Raw genomic sequence first — 18,163 nt, 5'->3', positions numbered from 1 at the left:
CCCCGCGACGCCGTCAGGCGACGCTTTTGGACGGGCCGCCAAGGAGCCAGGCGAAGCCTGGCGGTAGGCCCCGCGGCGCCGTCAGGCGACGCTTTTCGACGGGCCGCCAAGCGAAGATCGATGGTAGCGTTCCCGTCATGCGTGGCTTGAAGAAGCGGGCCCAGGGATGGGCGGCGGGGGCGATGGTGCTGGTGGGGCCGGCGGTGGCGACGGGGGCGGAGCTGCCCGCTCATGATCCCCTGCGCATCGTGATCATCAGCGACGAGGTCAATCCTCATGGACTGCCGGAGGACCAGCTCACCCAGCCCGGCGAATTGGCGGCAGCCATCGAGAGTCCCGGCGCTGGCATCGAGGTCGAGTTCATCGACGAGGTGAGCAGCCAGTGCATCGACGATCCGCTGACGATGCTGGGCACTCCCGGCTCGGTCGACGTGGTCGTGTACTTCGCCCACCTCTCGGCGACGGGGTGCGACGGCAGCGATCGGCAGGCCGAGCTCACGGCGGCCTTCGAGGCTCACTTGCAGGCGGGCGGCGGCGTGGTGGTGTTCCACCACGGGATCTACGAGGCCGGCGGCAAGGAGCCGATCCTGCAGCTGCTCGGCGGGCGGGCCAGCTCGATCGCCTGGGACCCCGGCGCAGGGCAGGACGTGATCGCGGTGGCACCCGGGCACTTCGTGGTCGACCAGGGCATGCGCTACCCAAGCACGCGGAATTTCGGGGGCGTCGGGGTTGCCGATGGCGAGTACGGGTTCTTCAACAACACCCCCGACGAGCGCTACGACGCGCTGGATCTGCTCACCGAGGGCGGCGAGGAGCGCACGATCCTGTTTGCCAGCGACACCGGCGGGACCCCGAGGGTGCTCGGCTACGACCTGCGGCGCGCCGGGTGGATGGGGCACGTGGTGTTCTATCAGCCAGGCGAGTACCAGCCCAATGCGCTCGACGACGTGAACGGGAGCAACTTCCAGATCCTGGCCAACGCGATCCACTACGTGGGCACGACCCAGGAGGATCCCGGGACGACCAGCGACGGGGAGACCACCGGTGGGATGCCCGGAGACGAGAGCGGTGGGGCCGACGCCACCGGCGGAGGCAACGAGGCGGGCGGGACCGAAACCGGGAGTGAGGCCGACGGCACCGCCGGGGCGACCACCGGCGAGCCGGGGGCCGATGGAGATGGTGGAGGCGGCGGCGGCTGCGGATGCCGGACCGCGCCCGGCGGTGCTGCGGGGCCGCTGGCGCTGCTCGGCGTCTTGTTCGGGCTGCGGTCGCGTCGCCCGTGCCGGTACGAGGTGCACCAGAGTCGTTCGAAGTCGTCCACATCCACGCGGGATCGATGGAGGTCGTTCCGTTTTGGATGAGCCTGGGGTGATAAGAGCCGTGCCGATGAGGGGCGACCCCCATCGAGTCATTCACGGGGTGGAGCACGATGCGCTACCATCGTCGACGTGTCTGCGGACGCTGAGCACTTTCTGACCTCACTGTATGTGCGCAGCGCGTTCTCCGTGCGCGATCTGGAGATTCCGATTGCGCTCCCCGACGCTCCTCGACGTCACCTGATCCTCACCGGACCCAACGGTAGCGGTAAGACTTCGGTTCTTCGAGGGCTGTACCGGACTCTCTCGACCCTTGGAGTCCCTGCTGCGAGATCAGAGGGACCGCCGCTCGTGGATGTCCGCGGTGCGCCATCGGCAGGTCATGACGAGCGCTTCGTTGCGTACATGAGTGCTGGACGCACGCTGGACCTCCATCATCCCGCTGGGCCCGCGCGGTTCGATGAGCACCAGTTCCTCCGCTCCGAGGGAGCGGCGGCCATGCTGCTGCAATTCCTGGTCAACCTTCGAACCGAGCAGGCCTATGCGCGCGAGGACGGCGATCAGGCCGCGGTCGAGCGCATCGCGCGACGGTTCGATGCGCTCGAAGGACACCTTCGGCAGATCCTCGACGACGATCGGGCTCATCTGCAGCTCGATCGGACGTCGTTCGAGTTCAAGATCGTGCTGGGTGATGGTAGGGCGATCGCCTTCGACGAATTGGCCGATGGCATCGCCAGCGTGTTGTTCCTGTGGGCGACGCTGATGATTCCGGTGCACTACCTGCTTCGCGGCGGAGTCATCGAGCCCGCGGGCTGGGCCATCATCGACGAGCCCGAGCTGCATCTGCATGCGCGGTTGCAAGAGATGGTCCTGCCCTTGCTCACCGAGATGCATCCCAACGTGCAGTTCATCGTGGCCACGCATTCTCCCGAGGTCTTGGCGAGTCTCTCGAACGCCACGATCTTCGATCTTCGAACGCACGTGGTGCGCTCCAGCACCGACTACCTGGGCATTCGCTATGGCACGATCCTCAAGGAGCACTTCGGTCTTCCCACCGACATCGATCGGGCCACCAGCCGCAAGCTCGTTCGGCTCAAGGCTCTGTTCGATCTCGATCCACGCCCGGGAACTCCCGAGCGAGAGGAACTGCGACGTCTGGTTGCAGAGCTCTCCGATCGTCCATCACTGCTCGTCGCCCAGGCGCATCAAAGGCTCGAATTCAGTGCACCTTGATCCGGGGTTCTCGCCGTGATCGACGTCGAGCGCTCCAGGGTCGTTCCTGCGTCCCTCGCTCGAGAGACCAGCTGGGCCGACGATGACGTGCTCGAGGCCCTCCACCGCGACTTCTTGGGCAAGTGCTACCTCTGCGAGCGGAGGTTGTCGATCGGCGAGATCCAGGTCGATCATCGGCGCCCCATCTCCTACTGGCCCGAGGGCGCATATTGCTGGCCGAATCTCTTTCCCTGTTGCGCATTCTGCAATGGGCGAAGGTCCAAGTCGTATCCACGCGCGAGCCTGCTGTCTCCAGGCGACGGAATCGAGCGTCGCATCGAGCAGGTGGCGCTGCTCGATCACACGGGTACGACGATCGAGTGTCGGTTCGTGGCCAAGGATCTGAACGACGACAAGGCTCGCGCGACGGCAGAGGAACTCGAGCGCCTACACTCCGTGCACGAGGCCCGCTCACCCCGTGCTCGGCATGCGACGCACGATTTGTTGGACACCATCCACGATCACTACCTCGAGCGGGTCCACCCCCTTCACCTCAAGGTCCGGCGTGCCCGCGAGCGAGGGCGGGCTGACACCGAGGCCGCGGCTGGCCTTGCGGCCGTGCTCTCCCGCCGCGCCCCCTTCACGATGCTGATGCGTAGCCTGGTGCACCTGGGGGTGCGCGATCTCTTCGATTGATCGCAACGGCTCGTCACGTCCTCGTCGAGCACCCCACCGCGTCCGCTGGATGAACCTCCAGCACCACGCGCAGCGTCTGCTCGATCAGCGTGCTCGCCGTCTCCACCGGCAGCCCGTTCCCCACGTGGATGTGCCCCGCGGCCACGTTGTGCGGCGCGATCTGGTTGTAATAGACCCCGTGCAGACCCATGAACCCGCTGAGGTAGTTGCCGCTGGTGCCGTCCTCGTCGATCTCCACGCTCGCGATCCCGAGCGCGAACGCGGCGTCGAAGATCTCGTCCAGCGGTAGCTGACTGGCCAGCGTGGTCCCCTGGCGGTAGGTCGAGATCGCATCCCACGTGCGCGGATCCACCGAGCCCATCGTCGGTCGGGTCTCCATCCCGTAGCCATCCGAGCTCCAGTCCATCGAGGGATCCCCGGGGTTGCCCATGCCGTGTCCGCCTTCGATCGCCTCGAGCTCCCACCCGATGCCCCCGCCGCGGCTGTTGGTGATGAGGACGATCGGCCGCAGCTCGTCCACGATGCGCCAAAAGTCCTCCGAGGTGGCCTGGTAGTCGACCTGGAGCTCGAACTCGTCCGAGCCCACCGAGCCCGGCGATCCGATCGGATCGTTGCTCGGATCCCCATCGGGCGGAAACTCGGGGAAGAACGCGTAGACGTCGTAGCCGAACCCCTCCCAGTCCGCCCCGATCCACGCCCGGGTGTTCTGCAGGGGATTTTGGCTCCACGGTCGCAGCATCTCGTTGGTGGGCGGCCAGTAGCCCATCAGCACCACGTTCTTGCTGCATGCGGGCTCGCCGGTGGTGGTGGGGTCGGCGGTCTCGTCGGCGCTGGTCGACGCGCTGCTGTGCTGCGTGGTCTCCCCCGGCATCGTCGTCGAGGACGTGGCGGTCATCGGCGAGGTCGCGGCGCTGGTGCTGGCCGCGGTCATGGTCGACGCCGCCGAGCTCGACCCTTCGCCGACCGGTGGCGTCGACGAATTGCCGCAGCCTCCGAAGGCCGCAAGCCATGCTCCGATCGCGATCCCGAGCCGCTGCATCTTCGTCTCCCCTCCTAGGGCGCGAGCTGGAAGTACTCCACGGTCAGCCCGGTGGCGGCGGCGTCGGGCACTTCCTCGGCATACGCCACCACGTGCATCACCCCCTGCCCATCGACCTCCATGTTGGCCCGGATCGCGCGTACGTCGGGCAGGATCACGGTCGACTGCGGCGCGCCCCCCTCGAGCCAGCCGAGCAGCACGTCGTAGGTGCTCATGTCCACGAGCGGTACCCACTCGCAGCCGGGCATGCAGTCGCTGGCGTAGTCGACCAGCTCGTGCACCTCGGTGTAGAGCCACCGCACGTCGCCTCCCAGGCTCGAGGCGATGGCCAGCGGCCGGTAGGTCGTGCGGTCGAGGGTGCACAGCTCGCCCGGTCCCAGCGGAGGCACGTCGCAGGTGGTCTCGCCGGTGGGGTCCTCGGAGGCCACCACGGAGGTGGTCCACAGCGCGGCGCCGTCGCGTCGGGCATGGATCACCTGCACCCGATTGCCGATCGCAGTCTGGGCCCCCGCGATCACGTGCGGGACCATGGCTCCCGCACCGTCGTCGGTGAGCACGAGCTCCTGCGCAAGCGCAGGCGACACGGGCCCGATTCCATAGGGCATCACGTCCTCGAGGCCACCGGCCGAGGTCTCCCAGCGGAGCATCGGCGACATCCCTCCCGTGCTCCAGTAGGTGAAGTGATGGGTGCCGTCGGGCGCCACCGCCAGCGCGGGGCTGAGGTCGGTCGGTCCGCCGCTCGGCATGCCGGCCAGCATCCAGGCGCCGGGCCAGGTGGCGTCCACGAACCCGACGGCGGGCTGCTGCAGCACCCCGTGGAGGGTCGCGTCGCCGGTCAGCGCGAACGCCTTGGTCGACAGCGACTGGCTGCCCATCAGCGGATCGCCGCCGTTCCAGGCCACGCCGTCGTGGATCCGGGCCGAGACCTGGAAGGCCCCCTCGTACACCATGGCGCCGAAGAATCCGGTGACGGGATCGAAGTCGAGCCCGCCCTGGCTCATGGGGAACGGGGTGGGCTGCACGTCCCAGACGCCCGGAGCCGTGCGCTGGGCGAAGAAGCCCAGCGTTCCGCCCTGGCTGGTCGCATGCAGCACCGCGGGCTCGCAGTCGTCGTTCACCGCAATGGAGGGCGTGCCATTGCGCGGCAGCTGCATGGGCTCGATGGTCTCCGACGCCTGCACCACGCACGGGGCGGCCGCAGGCCCGCACAGCGGCCCCGACCACGGGAAGGTCATGGGGTCGTAGCAGCCGGGGAGCATCCCACCGGTGGTGGTGCTGGTGCTCTCGCCTCCGCTGCTGCTGCTGGTGCTCTCGCCTCCGCTGCTGCTGCTCTCGCCTCCGCTGCTGCTGGTGTCGGTGGCCGACGCCGTCATGTCGGTGGTGGTGTCGGGCGGCAGGGTGGTGCTGGTGGGCGGCAGGGTGGTGCTGGTGGTGAGCGTCGTGTTGGTCGGGTCGACGGGCCCCGTGTCGTCGCTGGGGCACAGCCCACCATGGCCACAGCACGCGCCCGGAGCGGGTGGCTGGCACGAGTTGTCGGGGCAGGTCACGAACCCGGGGCCGCACAAATACGGACCCGTGCTGCTCCCCACGTCGGTGTCCACGGGGAGCGGACCGTCGTAGCAGCCCTGGCCGAGGGCGATTCCGAGGCCGAGCCCAGCGATCGGTGCGAGTCGTCGGTGCATCGCGTGCATGGCGGTGGCTCTAGGGTGTGCAGTTGGAGGTGATGAAGCTGCAGGAGGCGAGGTTGCAGGCCAGGTTGCCGCCGCCGAAGCCGAGGGTCACGCAGGTCTGCCCGTCGAAGTCGATGCCGTCGCAGTCCTCGGGGCCCTGCTGGATGCCATCGCCGCAGATCGAGCACTCGCTGAGATCGAACAGGCAATCGGCACCGCAGATGACCTCCCCGCCCTCGTAGCCCAGCGACTGGCAGGTGACCTCGGGGGGGACGCTGCCCTCGCAATCCTCGGCGAGGTCGATGACCTCGTTGCCGCAGATGAAGCAGCCCAGGAGGTTGTAGTCCGCACAGGTCAGCAAGCAGCCGAGCTGGCCGCCCTGGTAGCCCAGCGACTGGCAGGTCTCACCGTTCAGCTGGGCGAGGTCGCAGACCTCGTCGCCCTCGATCATGTTGTTGCCGCACACGGACACCTCGCCCGTGGTGTCGTCGATCGTGGTGGGCATGCTCGTCGAGTCGTCGACGCTGGCGGTGGTCTCGTCGCTCGTACCGGGCGGAACGTCGGTGGTGGTGCCCTGCGTCGTCGTGGTGGCAGGCGGAAGGACCGTGGTCATCCCGCCCGAGGACGACGTGTCGGAGGTGGACGTCGATCCAGTGGTGGAGATGGCGGTGATGTCGTCGCCGGCCGGGCACGCTCCGGCTGCGAGACAGAGCACCACGAGGGAGCATCGAGCCAAGTCATTCACGCCCAGATTGTACGCGAGGGGGTCGCTTCGGCGAGCCGGCCGTGGGCACGGCTCGTCGATCTACTGAAGGGGTGTACAGGCGCGAGGTGCGGCTCAGGTGGGGGGCGACGCCGAGCCCCACTCGGCGCGCAGGACCGCGCCCGACGGCGGCTCCGGGTAGCGTCGGACCCCCGTCTCGCGAAAGAAGGGCTCGTGGCCGACGCCCACGTAGGCCAGCCGTCCGAGCAGATCGGGGCGTTGCTCCGAGATCCAGTCCCAGGTCGGCCGGGGATCGCCTCCCGCCGCGAGCTCGACCAGGACCAGCTTCACGCGGACCCCCGCGGACAGCAACGCGCCCGCCTCGGCCACGGTCATCGCCGCCACGGTGCCCAGTGCCTGCGCGGCCTCCACGAGCGCGGTGGGGTCGTCCCCCGTCACCACCACCACGTCGGGGGCGGGCGGCGGGGGCGTGGGGCGTCCGCGAAGCTTGCCCCACACCGCGGCGGCGAGCGTGGCCACCTGCACGCGATCGTCGGGCTCGAGGTAGAGCTTCCACACGGCCGCACTCAGCAGCGCCGCGTAGGGCACGCCCCACGCGATCACCTCGAGCGCGGCGGCGAGCCGCGGATGCAGGCCCGGCGGGCCGAGCGGCGGGAGCAGCTCGTGCCCCGCCCACAGCACGCCGCCGATCGCGGCCAGGATCCCGATCAGCCGGGGGATCCCGGTGCCACGCAGGTACTCGCCCCAGGTCATCTCGGCAAAGCCGAAGTAGGCGCGCAGGTACCACACGGTGCCGCACAGCTGGCCCAGCAGGCGCGCCACGATCATGCCGGTGTAGCCCCACAGGGGCGCCAGCGGAAACAGCAGCACCACCACGACGCCCGTGGTGATCATGGCCCACGTCAGCTCCAGTCGAACCCTGCCCTGGGCGCGGAGGCTCGATGACACCACCGAGGTCAGCAAGAGCGAGGCCTCGCCCACCGCGAGCACCCGCAGGGTCCACGCGGCCTCCTCGACCTGCGGGCCCGTCTCGCCGGTCCACAAGAGCAGCAGCGACGGCGCGAGCAGGGCCAGGAACGCGAACGAAGCCCCGCCCATCAGCGCGTCGGCCTTGCTGCCCTTGAGGAACAACAGGCGCTCGCGCGCTCGCTCGCCGCCCGCCCGCAGGCTGGCGAACGCGGGCATCAGCGGCGCGATCACGGCCTCGGACGCGGTCTTGCCGAGGTTGATGAGCTTGTCGGCCAGATCGTAGATCGCGACCGCCTCGACCCCCACCAGCTTGGAGATCAGGAACTTGAGCCCCTGCATCACGATGGTGTTGACGGCCCACAGCAGCTGGAAGCGGCCGCCCACCGACATCACCGCGCGCAGGCCCGCGCGGGACACGAATCGGGGCGAGATCCGCACGTCGGGCAGCCGTGCGCGCACCATCGAGTAGGCCGCGAGGTTGGTGACGAGCTGACCGGTGGCATGACCCACCGCCAGGCCCACGATCCCTCCGAGCCGACCCGGCCCCCACAACAGCAGCGGCACGGTGACCAGGAATTCGATGAGGTAGCCTAGGGCGTTGAGGCGCTGGGTGAGGTCGAGGCGCTGCAGGCCGCCGAGGATCTCGAGCGTGCAGCCCCACGTCATGCGCAGCACCAGCACCGAGAGCACGATCACCAGCGCGAGCGAGGTGTCGGCGACCAGCGGGGTGGGGACCCCCAGCCACGCCATGAGCGGCTCGCCCACCAGCCACGCGATCGCCAGGCCGACCGCGGCGGTCGAGCCCACCGCCGCCATGCCCGAGCCGATGATGTGGGTCAGCTCGTCGAAGCGGCGGTGCCGGACGTACTCGGCGGTGAACTTTGTGTAGGCCAGCCCGAAGCTGGCGTTGGTCATCTGCACGTAGGCGGCGACGCTGAACACCAGCGTCCACGCCCCGTAGCCCGCCCACCCGAGCTTGCCGATGATGATGGGGGTGAGGACCAGCCGCGACGCGATCCGCCACAGCTGCACGAGCCCGGTGGTGATCGAGCTGCGGCCGAGCGTCTTGATGTCGATCGCGGTCATGGGTGGGCGCGACCCGAGTATGAACGCTAGGCCCCCCTCGGGGGCAAGCTGGGCGGATGCTCGAAGCTGGCGGGCTGCGGGGGGCTAGGAAAACTCGCGGATGTTCCTGCGCCAGAACTCGGTGGGCTCGTTGCGCGGGAAGTAGCGGCTGATCTGCTGGTGGGCGGCCTGCGCGATGCGGGTCCGTCGCTGGGCGTCCTCGGCCTCGAACAGGCACTGGGCCGCCTCCTCGGGGGTGTTGGCCACGAACGCCGTCTTGCCGTGGTCCATCGCGAAGTTGGCGCCACGCGCGTTCTTGCCGATCACCACGATGCCCGCGGCCATCGATTCCTGGGGGGGCAGGGCGCAGCCCTCGATCTCGCCCGAGGCGAGGAACAGCTGGGGGCGCTGCATCTCCTTGGCCAGGTCCATCAGCGGCATGCCGTCGATGAGCTCGAAGCGCCAGAACCGACCGCCGCGCTCGCGATAGATGCGACGAGTCTCTGCGATGTACTGCGGGCCCTTGCGGGGGAACGCGAACGCCAGGCCCTCCTCGCGGTGATCCTGCGGGATGAAGGGGAAGACCTCGTCGTCGACGATGTTCGGGACGATCGGAACCTCCTTGCCCGGGTAGGCCTTCTGGCACAGCTCGAGCATGAAGGGCGAGTCGGTCCACATCGTGATCCGCTCCGAGCGCCAGTCGAAGTCCTGGCGCATGTGGATGGGGACCTGCATGTACGCGATCACGCGGCCCTCCACCGCGTCGATCACATCCGAGGCGAAGTCGGGCACCACCACCACGTCGTCGGGTTGCCGCTCGGACCACTTGACGTACGGCAGGTCGAGGATCCGCCAGTTCCGTCCGTACGTGTCGTTGCCGCTCGGCGTCGACATCGCGGCTTCGGCTCCCAGCTGCCGGGCGATCCAGCAGTGGCGCATGATGTTCAGCGTGCCGCCCCACGCCACCCAGGTGCGCAGGAACGGGTGCCCGAACACCCGACGCACGGCCGGGTTGAACGCGAGGTAGCCCCGCCCCTGCCACGCGGACAGCAGGCGCGCGCGAGGCCCGGGAGGGACGAAGTCCGGAACGAGGAACAAGAAGCGCATCGAGATATCCGAGGCGGGCGCAGTAGCAGAAGAGGGAGAGAGGCCGAAGAGAGCCCCCTTGGGGGGGCAGCTGGTTGCTCGGGAGCCCGGAGGGTGGCGGGCGCAGTAGCAGAAGAGGGAGAGAGGCCGAAGAGAGCCCCCCTTGGGGGGCAGCTGGTTGCTCGGGAACCCGGAGGGTGGCGGGGGGCTAAGATAGTAGTTGATCGAGGGCTTGTTCGATCTTGGAGATCGCCAGATCGATGTGCTCGCGTCTGGTGTCGAGGGCGGGGCGGAAGCGGATGCTCTGCGAGCCGGCGGGCAGCAGCAGGACCTTGCGCTGGGCCAGGAGCTGCAGCAGGCGGGCGCGCTGGGCCGTGTTGGGCAGGTCGAACGCACACATCAGGCCCCGGCCGCGAACGTTGCTCACCAGGCGATAGCTCTCCTGCAGCTCGAGCAGCCGCGCGTGCAGGTAGCCGCCCACTTCGGCCGCATTGGCCAGCAGATCCTCCTGCTCGATGAGCTCGATGTAGCGGGTGCACCGCACCATGTCGACCAGGTTGCCGCCCCAGGTGGAGTTGATGCGGCTGGGCACCTGGAAGCACGAGGCGACCTCGTCCACGCGCTTGGTGACCGCAATGCCGCACACCTGCGCCTTCTTGCCGAACGAGAAGATGTCGGGGGCGACGTCGTAGTGCTCGAAGGCCCACCACTTGCCGGTCATGCCCATGCCGCACTGGATCTCGTCGAAGATGAGCATCGCCTCGTGCTCGTCGCACAGCTGCCGCAGCGCGCGGAAGAACTCGGGGCGGAAGTGATTGTCGCCGCCCTCGCCCTGGATGGTCTCGATGATGATCGCGGCGATGTCGTTGGGGTTGTCGGCGAACGCCTTGCGGATCTCGGAGAGGCTGAGCTGCTCGGTGGCGGTGGTGGCGGCGAGGTTGTGCTCGTCGGTCGGGAACCGCAGCGACGGGGTGGTGACGCGCGGCCACGGGAACTTGGGGAAGTAGTGGGTCTTCTCGAGCGAGAACCCGTTGGTCAGCGACAGCGTGTAGCCCGAGCGCCCGTGGAACGCCGTACGGAAGTGGATGACCTGGGTGCCGAGCTGCTGGTCGCCCTCGCGGGGGATGAGCCCCTTGTTCATGTTCTTGCGCACCTTCCAGTCGAACGCGACCTTGAGCGCATTCTCCACCGCCAGCGCGCCGCCCTCGATGAAGAACATGTGGACGAAGGGCTCGGGCATGGTGCGCCCCATCGTGGCCACGAAGTCGGCCATCGCGGGGGTGTAGATGTCCGAGTTGGAGGGCTTGACGACGGCGGCCAGCTGCAGGCGGGCGAGGAATTCGGGGTCGTGCATCCCGGGGTGGTTGTGCCCCAGCGGCATGCTGGCGAAGAACGAGAACAGGTCGAGGTACTCGTCGCCGGTGACCGCGTCGACGATGAAGGCGTCGTGGCTGCGCTCGGGGTCGTACACGAACGGGAAACCATCGGTCAGGATCCAGCGGCCGAGCGTCTTGTGGACCTCGGCGGGGGCGGTCTTGTAGAGCGGGTGATCGACCATGGGCGAAGGACTCTAGCCCGAGGGCTGCTGCGGGTCCGGCGCGATTGTTGAGGGGTTGCGGCGCGTTGGCCCGCCTCCGGGACCGGCCGCGGTTGAGGTCGCTCACGGCTCGCACGCGCGCAGCCGTGCCGTCGTTGGCCGCGACGGCACGCGACCCCCCTTCACCTGTGCCACATTCGGGCCCGCTCGTGCTCCGGTCGGCTCCGGGTGCGGGCGCGAAGGGAAGGGACGAGCGCGTGAACGTGCAGCTTACGGATCAGGTCGTCATCGTCACCGGCGCGGGCCGGGGGATCGGCAGGGAAGTCGCGATGGTCGCCGCCTCGGCGGGCGCCCGCGTGGTGCTGGTGGCTCGCACCGAGCCCCAGCTGCAGACGGTGGCGCAGGCGATCCGCGCCGAGGGGGGCCAGGCGTTGGTCCATGCCTGTGACCTCGCGGTGACGGAGGCCGCGGCCGGGGTGGTCGACGCGGCCATCGCCGAGTACGGACGGGTCGACGTGCTGGTCAACAACGCCGCCATCAACTACGTGGCCAACCTGGTGATGTCCAAGGACGATCGCTGGCGGGAGCTCTACGAGGTCAACCTGTTTGCGATGGTCCGGCTGACTCGGCTGGTGCTCAAGCGGATGATCCGGTGCAAGTCCGGGCGGATCATCAACATCTCGTCGGTCTCGGCCAAGGTCGGCGCGGCGTACAACGCGGCCTACGCGTCGTCCAAGGCGGCCATGATCGGCTTCACCAAGTCGGTGGCGCGCGAGGTGGCGCGGCTGGGGATCACGGTCAACGCGGTGTGCCCGTGGCACGTGGACACCGAGATGGTGCGCGAGGCCATGACGAGCCGGGCCAAGATGTTCGGCAAGACCACCGACGAGTACCTGGCCGAGATCATCGCCGAGAACCCGCAGGGCCGCATCATGACGGCCCGCGAGATGGCCGCCACGTGCGTGTTCCTCATGTCCCACGACGCGCGCGGCATCACGGGCCAGGCGATCAACGTCGACGGTGGGTTCGTGATGGACTGACGGCAGGTGATGGATCCGTTCGCGCTCAGCGAAGGCGAGACGATCGCCACCGTGCCCGCCGAGGATCCGGGGGAGGGTCCGGCCGACGACCCGCAGCCCGCGCTGCGCCATCGGGTGTGGCGCGAGCCCGTGGATCCGCCGCGAGCCACTTTGGCGGTGCTCTCGGGGGTGATGAGCAACACCGCCTGGTTTCGTCCGCTCGCCGAGCGCTGGCGGGCGATGGGCTACCGCGTGGTGGGGCTGGAGCGGCGCGGCAGCGGGCTGAATCATTGGAGTGCTCGGCCGCCGCAGGAGCACGACCAGGGGCTCGAGGACGTCCCGTCGGCGCAGGCGTTGATCGGTGACGCGCTGCGGGAGCTCGAGCACGCGCGGGCGCCCGGACGACCGCTCGTGGTGGTGGGGTGGTGCTGGGGGGCGATCCTCGGGATCCACGTGGCCCTGCGCCTGCTCGACGCCGCCGACCCCGAGGGAGGGATCGACGGCCTGGCGCTGCTCACCCCCGGGATCCGTCCCTCGGCGCAGGTGCTCGCGCGCATGCGAGCGCTGGCCGAGCAGGCCAAGGGCCTGCCCCCGGCACGACCCGCGCTGGAGAGCCCCATCACCGACGAGATGTTCACCGCCGGGCCTGCGCTCGACGGGTTCATCCGACGCGACGACGCGCGCTGGCGACGGTTCTCTCCGCGCTTCCTCGAGGTCTCGACCAAGCTGTCGATGGCGGCACGGATGCGGCTGCGCAAGCTCGCGACGCCCGTGCCCCTGCCGATGTTCGTGGCGCTGGCCGAGGACGACGCCACCACCGACAACGCGGCGATCCTCGCGGATCTGGCGCGGTTGCCCGAGAATCACGTTTCGGTGACATCTCTGCCCGGAGCGCACGGGCTCCAATTCGACGCCCCACGGGCGCTGGCCGAGCGGCTCGACGCCTGGGCCCGGGACGCGCTAGGAGTGTGACCGACATGTTCGCATCGCGCGAAGCGCAGTCGTTCCTGGCCAGCCTGGCCGAGCCCGAGCGCGTACAGGACGAGTTCCTGCAGCAGCAGATCCTCGCGCCCAACGTCGAGTGCGAGCTCGGTCGGCGCCACGCCTTCGACAAGATCGCGTCGATCGAGGACTACCGCCGCGCCGTACCCATCTCCACCTACGACGGCTTCGCCGAGCTGATCGAGCGCGCGGTGCAGGACGGCGAGCAGGGCCTGCTGACCAGCGAGCCGATCAAGCGCTTCTTCCTCACCTCGGGCTCCACCTCGCGGTCCAAGTACATCCCGGTGACCAACCGGTTCGTGCGCAACAAGAGCCGCACGTTCGGGATCTACTGGAGCCTGGTGTTCGGGGCCCATCCCACGGCCCAGAGCGGTCGGATGGTCACGAACTTCTCCGACTCGGGCAAGGCGGTGCGGGCCCCGGGGGGGCTGCCGTGCAGCTCGGAGAGCGCGTACTGGGCGGGGGTCACCCGCGCCACCCAGCTCAAGGAGCGGCCCATCATCCCCAAGGCGGTGGCGCAGATCGGCGACTCCGACAGCCGCTACTACGCAATCGCTCGCATCCTGCTGGAAGAGGCGTTCTCGGTCATCATGACCCTGAACCCCAGCACGATCCTGCTGCTGTTCCAGAAGGTGGCCCAGTACGCCGATGCGCTCGTCGAAGACGTCGAGCGCGGGGGCATCGGGGCGGCCGAGCTGGCGGTGAGCGACGAGGTGCGCGACTACGTGGCGACGAACTACGCGGGCAACCCGGAGCGGGCGGCGGCGCTGCGAGAGCTCGCGGGCTCGGCCCCCGGCCTGCTCGCGCACCGGGTGTGGCCCGCGCTCGACCTGGCGATCTGCTGGCGCAGCCCCATGCTCCAGCCCTACATCGAGCTGCTGGCCCCGCACTTCGAAGGCGTTGCTCAGCGCGACTACATCCTCATGGCCTCCGAGGGGGTCATGGCGGTGCCGATCGAGGACGGCTGCAGCGGCGGGGTGCTGGCGCTCGGCGCCAATTTCTACGAGTTCGTGCCCGAGGAGCGGATCGAGGATCCCGATCCCCCCGTGCTGTCGCCCCACGAGCTCGAGGTGGGCCGCACGTACGTGATCATCCTGTCCAACGCATCGGGGCTGTACCGCTACAACATCGGCGACGTGGTGAGGGTGGTGCGCCTGCAGCAGCGCACGCCCGTCATCGAGTTCCTGCACCGGGCCGGCTCGACCTGCTCGCTCACCGGCGAGAAGCTCACCGAGGGGCAGGTCACCGCCGCCGTGTCCGACGTGGCCGAGCAGCTGGGCCTGCGGCTCGAGTCGTTCACGCTGGCCCCGGCCAAGTCGGGCTTTCCCCACTACGTGGCGATGATCGAGCTGCAGCGCGAGGCCGAGCGGTCGGTGCTCGCCGAGCTGCCGCGACGGCTCGACGAGGCGCTCGAGCAGCACAACATGGAGTACGGCTCCAAGCGCTCGTCGCAGCGACTGGCCGCGCCGCAGGTGTGGCTGGTGCGTCCCGGCGGCTACGAGCAGCGCCGTCGCCAGCGGCTGGCCGGCGGCACCAGCGACTCGCAGCTCAAGCCCACCCACCTCACGCGCGACGCCAACTTCGTCGACCAATTCGAGATCGTCGAGCGCTTCCATGCGGATTGATGCCGCCGTCCTGCATCGGGTCCAGATCCCGTTTGCCGGCAAGCAGCGCTTCGGGCATGCGTCGTCCGAGCGCAGCTGCAGCGATGCGGTGTTCGTGGAGCTGCGCGACGACCAGGGCGGGGTGGGGTGGGGGGAGATCCTCCCGCGCGCCTACGTGACCGGGGAGACCCTCGAGGGGGTGCTCGAGCGCACGGGACCCCAGCAGGCGCGGCGCTTGCTCGGCGTCGAGCTGTCCGATCGATCCATGGTCGAGGCGTGGATCCGCCAGACGCTACCGACGGTGGGCCGCGATCTCGCCACCTTCGGCGGCTTCGAGCTCGCGCTGCTCGATCTGGCGGGGCGCCGCATGGGGTTCTCGCTCGCCGACGTGCTCGGGGGCCAGACCGGAAACCAGACCGGGAACCCGACCGGAAACCAGTTCGGCCCGTCGCTGCCGGCGGGGGTCATCATCGGCTTCGAGATCGCGACCCGGAAGCTCAAGACGTACTGCGCGCTCTTGCGAAACAAGGGGCACCGTCACATCAAGGTGAAGGTGGGCCTGCCCGACGACGACGAGCGCCTGCAGGTGATCACGCGCGTGTTCGGGCCCGACGTGCCGCTGCGCCTCGATGCCAACGAGGCATGGGCGAAGGCGCCTCCCGAGGTGGCGGCGGCCGAGATCCTCACGCTGGCCCGGATCGGGATCCCGATCCACTCCGTGGAGCAGCCGCTGGGCGCGGGCGATCTGGCGGGCATGCGCTGGCTCCGAGAGCACGCCGGGGCGCCGATCATGGCCGACGAGTCGGTGTGCTCGTTGGCCGATGCCGAGGCGATCGTGCGCGCACGGGCGGCCGACATCTTCAACGTGCGCGTGGGCAAGCACGGCGGGGTCCTGGCCAGCCTCGCGATCGTGGAGCACGCGCGAGCGGCGGGCATCGGCGTGCACCTGGGCACGATGGTGGGCGAGTCGGGCGTATTGTCACGCGTGGCGGAGGTCTTCGGACGCTGCGTGCCCGGGTTTGCCTGTCTCGATGGAAAGGGGCAAAATCGCTTCCTTCTCGAGGAGGACGTGCTGGCCGGGCCCACCGACGCTGCCAAGGACCCTGCTGCGGTGACGCCACTGACCGCTCCCGGCCTGGGGGTGGACGTGGATCCGGAGATCATCGCGCGGCGTGCCCGAGGACGGGCGCTGCACCTTCCTTCCCCTTCGAACTCCCGAGAGACTTCGTCAAGAGCGAGCCCAGCGGCAGAAGAACGACCATGGACATCCAAGAGAAACTGACCGAGTACATTCGCAAGGATCTGTCGAGCGGCGAGACCAAGATCGAGTCCGACACCAGCTTGGCCGGCGTGATCGATTCCACCGCGATCATGGAGCTCGTGGTGTGGATCGAGGGCGAGTGCGGCTTCGACGTGGAGATCGACGACATCACGCCGGACAACTTCGGCTCGATCGAGCGGATCGTGGCCTACATCGACAAGAACAAGCGGAAGTAGCCCTCTCCTCGTCACGGCGCGTGCGCGGGGCGGCCTCGGCTCGGCCGACCGTCCGCGGGCGGGTCGTCGTCGAGCCACCCCGAGCCGAGGTCCTGCCGTGTTCATCTTCGATCTGCTCCGTCAAAGCGCCGAGGCCCACCCCGACAAGCCGGCGGGGATCTTCTCCCTGGCCAACGCCTCGCTGCCGTTCGGCGAGCTGTGGCGCCGCAGCAATCGAGTGGCGGCCGCCCTCCACGCGCGTGGGATCGGTCCGGGCGATCGGGTCGCGATCCTCAGCGACAACGCACCCGAGGCGGTCGTGTGCTTCTGGGGGATCCTCGAGGCGGGCGCCCAGACCGTCGACATGCCCACGCTGGCCGGGCGCGACGTGCTGCAGGCGATCCTCGACGAGGCCGCGCCCAGGGCGATCGTGATCGATCCCAAGCAGCTCGCCAAGCACGGCGGCCCCTCCAACCCCGGCCATGGCGGAGGCCTGTCGCTGCCCGAGCTGGTGATCACGTGGGGCGAGGGCGAGGCCACCGCGGCGGCGCAGGGGCGCGCGGTGGCGTTGCTCGCCGCCATCGAGGCCGACGAGTCCTCGCCCGTGCCCGATCCGGCCGTGACCGCCGACGACGTGGCGATGATCGTCTACACCTCGGGCACCACGGGGCGGCCCAACGGGGTGATGCTGTCGCACGAGAACTTCGTCAGCAACCTTCGGGCCTCCAACGAGCTGATGAAGCTCACCGCCGACCACAGCATCTTGATGGTCGTGCCGCTCTACTACATCCACGGGCGCATGCAGCAGCTGATGCATGCGATGACGGGCGGGACGGTGGTGTTCTCGGCCGGCTTCACGTTCCCGGCCAAGGTGCACCGCGAGCTGTGCGAGTCGGGCGTGCGCGGGTTCTCGGGCGTGCCCTATCACTTCTCGCAGCTGCTCGACCGCTCGAAGCTGGCGCAGGATCCTCCCAAGCAGCTCGAGTACGTGCTGATCACCGGCGGCGCGCTGTCGCCCTCGGGCCTGGAGCGCCTGCGGAGCGCGCTGCCGGGGGTGGGGATCCACCTCGCCTACGGACAGACCGAGGCGGCGCCGCGCATCACCTGGATCGGGCCCGACGAGCTGTTCGTCAAGCGCGGCTCGGTGGGACGGGCGCTGCCCAACGTGACCCTCGAGATCCTGGGCCCCAACGAGGAGCCGGTGGGTCCCAACGTGGTGGGCGAGGTCGCGGCGGGCGGTCCCAACATCATGAAGGGCTACGTCAGCGGTGACGAGCGAGAGCTCGGCAAGATCGACGACGCGGGCCGCCTGCGCACCGGAGACCTGGGGCGGATCGACGAGGACGGGCACCTCTACCTCGTGGGCCGCAGCTCCGAGATGATCAAGAGCGCGGGCGAGCGGATCTTCCCGCAGGAGATCGAGGACGTGCTGCACCGGTTCGAAGGGGTGCAGGAGGTCGCGGTGATCGGCCTGCCCGACGAGACCCTCGGCGAGCGCGTGGTCGCGTACATCATCCCCAAGGATGGCGTGCAGCTCGATCGCAGCGCGCTCAAGCAGCACTGCCTGGCCGCGATGCCGTTCGTGCGGGTGCCCAAGGAGTTCGTGCTCGTCGACGAGCTGCCGCAGACGGCCTCGGGCAAGGTCAGCCGCAGCAAGCTCAAGGCGCAGCTGCTCGAGGCGACCCGGCAGCAGGAGTAGTCGTCGTCGACGACGACGACGGCTCGGGCCGGGCGCGGGTGGCGAGGTG

The 18,163-nt window shown here is 69.2% G+C and carries 15 protein-coding genes; 9 read left to right on the top strand and 6 right to left on the bottom strand.

The window, feature by feature from the left end; all coding sequences use genetic code 11:
* Positions 1 to 137 precede the first annotated feature (137 nt).
* From OEB96_RS09200 to OEB96_RS09190, 3 genes are all read left to right on the top strand, one after another.
* A complete protein-coding gene (locus OEB96_RS09200; RefSeq protein WP_266215133.1) occupies positions 138 to 1,361 on the top strand; it encodes a hypothetical protein in 1,224 nt (407 codons plus the stop codon).
* Between the two features lie 360 nt (positions 1,362 to 1,721).
* A complete protein-coding gene (locus tag OEB96_RS09195) occupies positions 1,722 to 2,549 on the top strand; it encodes an AAA family ATPase (protein WP_266215132.1) in 828 nt (275 codons plus the stop codon).
* A 15-nt stretch (positions 2,550 to 2,564) separates the two neighbouring features.
* Entirely contained in the window at positions 2,565 to 3,224 is a 660-nt protein-coding gene (locus OEB96_RS09190) for an HNH endonuclease family protein (RefSeq protein ID WP_266215131.1), read from the top strand.
* 13 nt (positions 3,225 to 3,237) lie between these two features.
* On the opposite strand, the gene OEB96_RS09185 is transcribed toward OEB96_RS09190, so the two are convergent.
* The 6 genes from OEB96_RS09185 to lat all read right to left on the bottom strand — a co-directional run bounded on the left by OEB96_RS09185 (position 3,238) and on the right by lat (position 11,335).
* Positions 3,238 to 4,263 (bottom strand): hypothetical protein, encoded by a 1,026-nt coding sequence (locus OEB96_RS09185; protein ID WP_266215129.1) that lies wholly within the window; start codon positions 4,261 to 4,263, stop codon positions 3,238 to 3,240.
* 14 nt (positions 4,264 to 4,277) lie between these two features.
* The gene (locus OEB96_RS09180; RefSeq protein ID WP_266215128.1) at positions 4,278 to 5,954 is read right to left on the bottom strand and encodes a hypothetical protein; all 1,677 of its coding nucleotides are present in this window, start codon (positions 5,952 to 5,954) and stop codon (positions 4,278 to 4,280) included.
* 10 nt (positions 5,955 to 5,964) lie between these two features.
* Positions 5,965 to 6,648, bottom strand: coding sequence for a hypothetical protein (locus OEB96_RS09175; protein WP_266215127.1), 684 nt, complete (start codon positions 6,646 to 6,648; stop codon positions 5,965 to 5,967).
* 123 nt (positions 6,649 to 6,771) lie between these two features.
* Entirely contained in the window at positions 6,772 to 8,712 is a 1,941-nt protein-coding gene (locus OEB96_RS09170) for a lipopolysaccharide biosynthesis protein (RefSeq protein WP_266215125.1), read from the bottom strand.
* Positions 8,713 to 8,796: 84 nt separating this feature from the next.
* Positions 8,797 to 9,798: a glycosyltransferase family protein gene (locus OEB96_RS09165; protein ID WP_266215124.1), complete on the bottom strand. Its 1,002-nt coding sequence runs from the start codon at positions 9,796 to 9,798 to the stop codon at positions 8,797 to 8,799.
* Positions 9,799 to 9,985: 187 nt separating this feature from the next.
* Complete coding sequence (lat, locus tag OEB96_RS09160; RefSeq protein WP_266215123.1) at positions 9,986 to 11,335, bottom strand: L-lysine 6-transaminase; 1,350 nt, start codon at positions 11,333 to 11,335, stop codon at positions 9,986 to 9,988.
* A gap of 236 nt (positions 11,336 to 11,571) precedes the next feature.
* On the opposite strand from lat, the gene OEB96_RS09155 reads away from it, so the two are divergent.
* The 6 genes from OEB96_RS09155 to OEB96_RS09130 all read left to right on the top strand — a co-directional run bounded on the left by OEB96_RS09155 (position 11,572) and on the right by OEB96_RS09130 (position 18,114).
* A complete protein-coding gene (locus OEB96_RS09155) occupies positions 11,572 to 12,354 on the top strand; it encodes an SDR family NAD(P)-dependent oxidoreductase (RefSeq protein ID WP_266215121.1) in 783 nt (260 codons plus the stop codon).
* A 9-nt stretch (positions 12,355 to 12,363) separates the two neighbouring features.
* Positions 12,364 to 13,305: an alpha/beta hydrolase gene (locus OEB96_RS09150; RefSeq protein ID WP_266215175.1), complete on the top strand. Its 942-nt coding sequence runs from the start codon at positions 12,364 to 12,366 to the stop codon at positions 13,303 to 13,305.
* 5 nt (positions 13,306 to 13,310) lie between these two features.
* Positions 13,311 to 14,960, top strand: coding sequence for a GH3 auxin-responsive promoter family protein (locus OEB96_RS09145; protein ID WP_266215120.1), 1,650 nt, complete (start codon positions 13,311 to 13,313; stop codon positions 14,958 to 14,960).
* Positions 14,950 to 16,221: a mandelate racemase/muconate lactonizing enzyme family protein gene (locus OEB96_RS09140; protein ID WP_266215119.1), complete on the top strand. Its 1,272-nt coding sequence runs from the start codon at positions 14,950 to 14,952 to the stop codon at positions 16,219 to 16,221. The genes OEB96_RS09145 and OEB96_RS09140 overlap by 11 nt, the downstream gene beginning before the upstream one ends.
* Positions 16,200 to 16,436, top strand: coding sequence for an acyl carrier protein (locus OEB96_RS09135; protein WP_266215118.1), 237 nt, complete (start codon positions 16,200 to 16,202; stop codon positions 16,434 to 16,436). The genes OEB96_RS09140 and OEB96_RS09135 overlap by 22 nt, the downstream gene beginning before the upstream one ends.
* 97 nt (positions 16,437 to 16,533) lie before the next feature.
* Entirely contained in the window at positions 16,534 to 18,114 is a 1,581-nt protein-coding gene (locus OEB96_RS09130; protein ID WP_266215117.1) for a class I adenylate-forming enzyme family protein, read from the top strand.
* The last annotated feature ends 49 nt before the right edge of the window (positions 18,115 to 18,163 follow it).

The sequence above is a fragment of the Paraliomyxa miuraensis genome, from assembly GCF_026337845.1.
Classification (GTDB): Bacteria; Myxococcota_A; Polyangia; order Nannocystales; family Nannocystaceae; genus Paraliomyxa; species Paraliomyxa miuraensis.
Note: the sequence above shows the minus strand (reverse complement) of the source record. Positions and strands in the feature narration are given on the sequence as shown.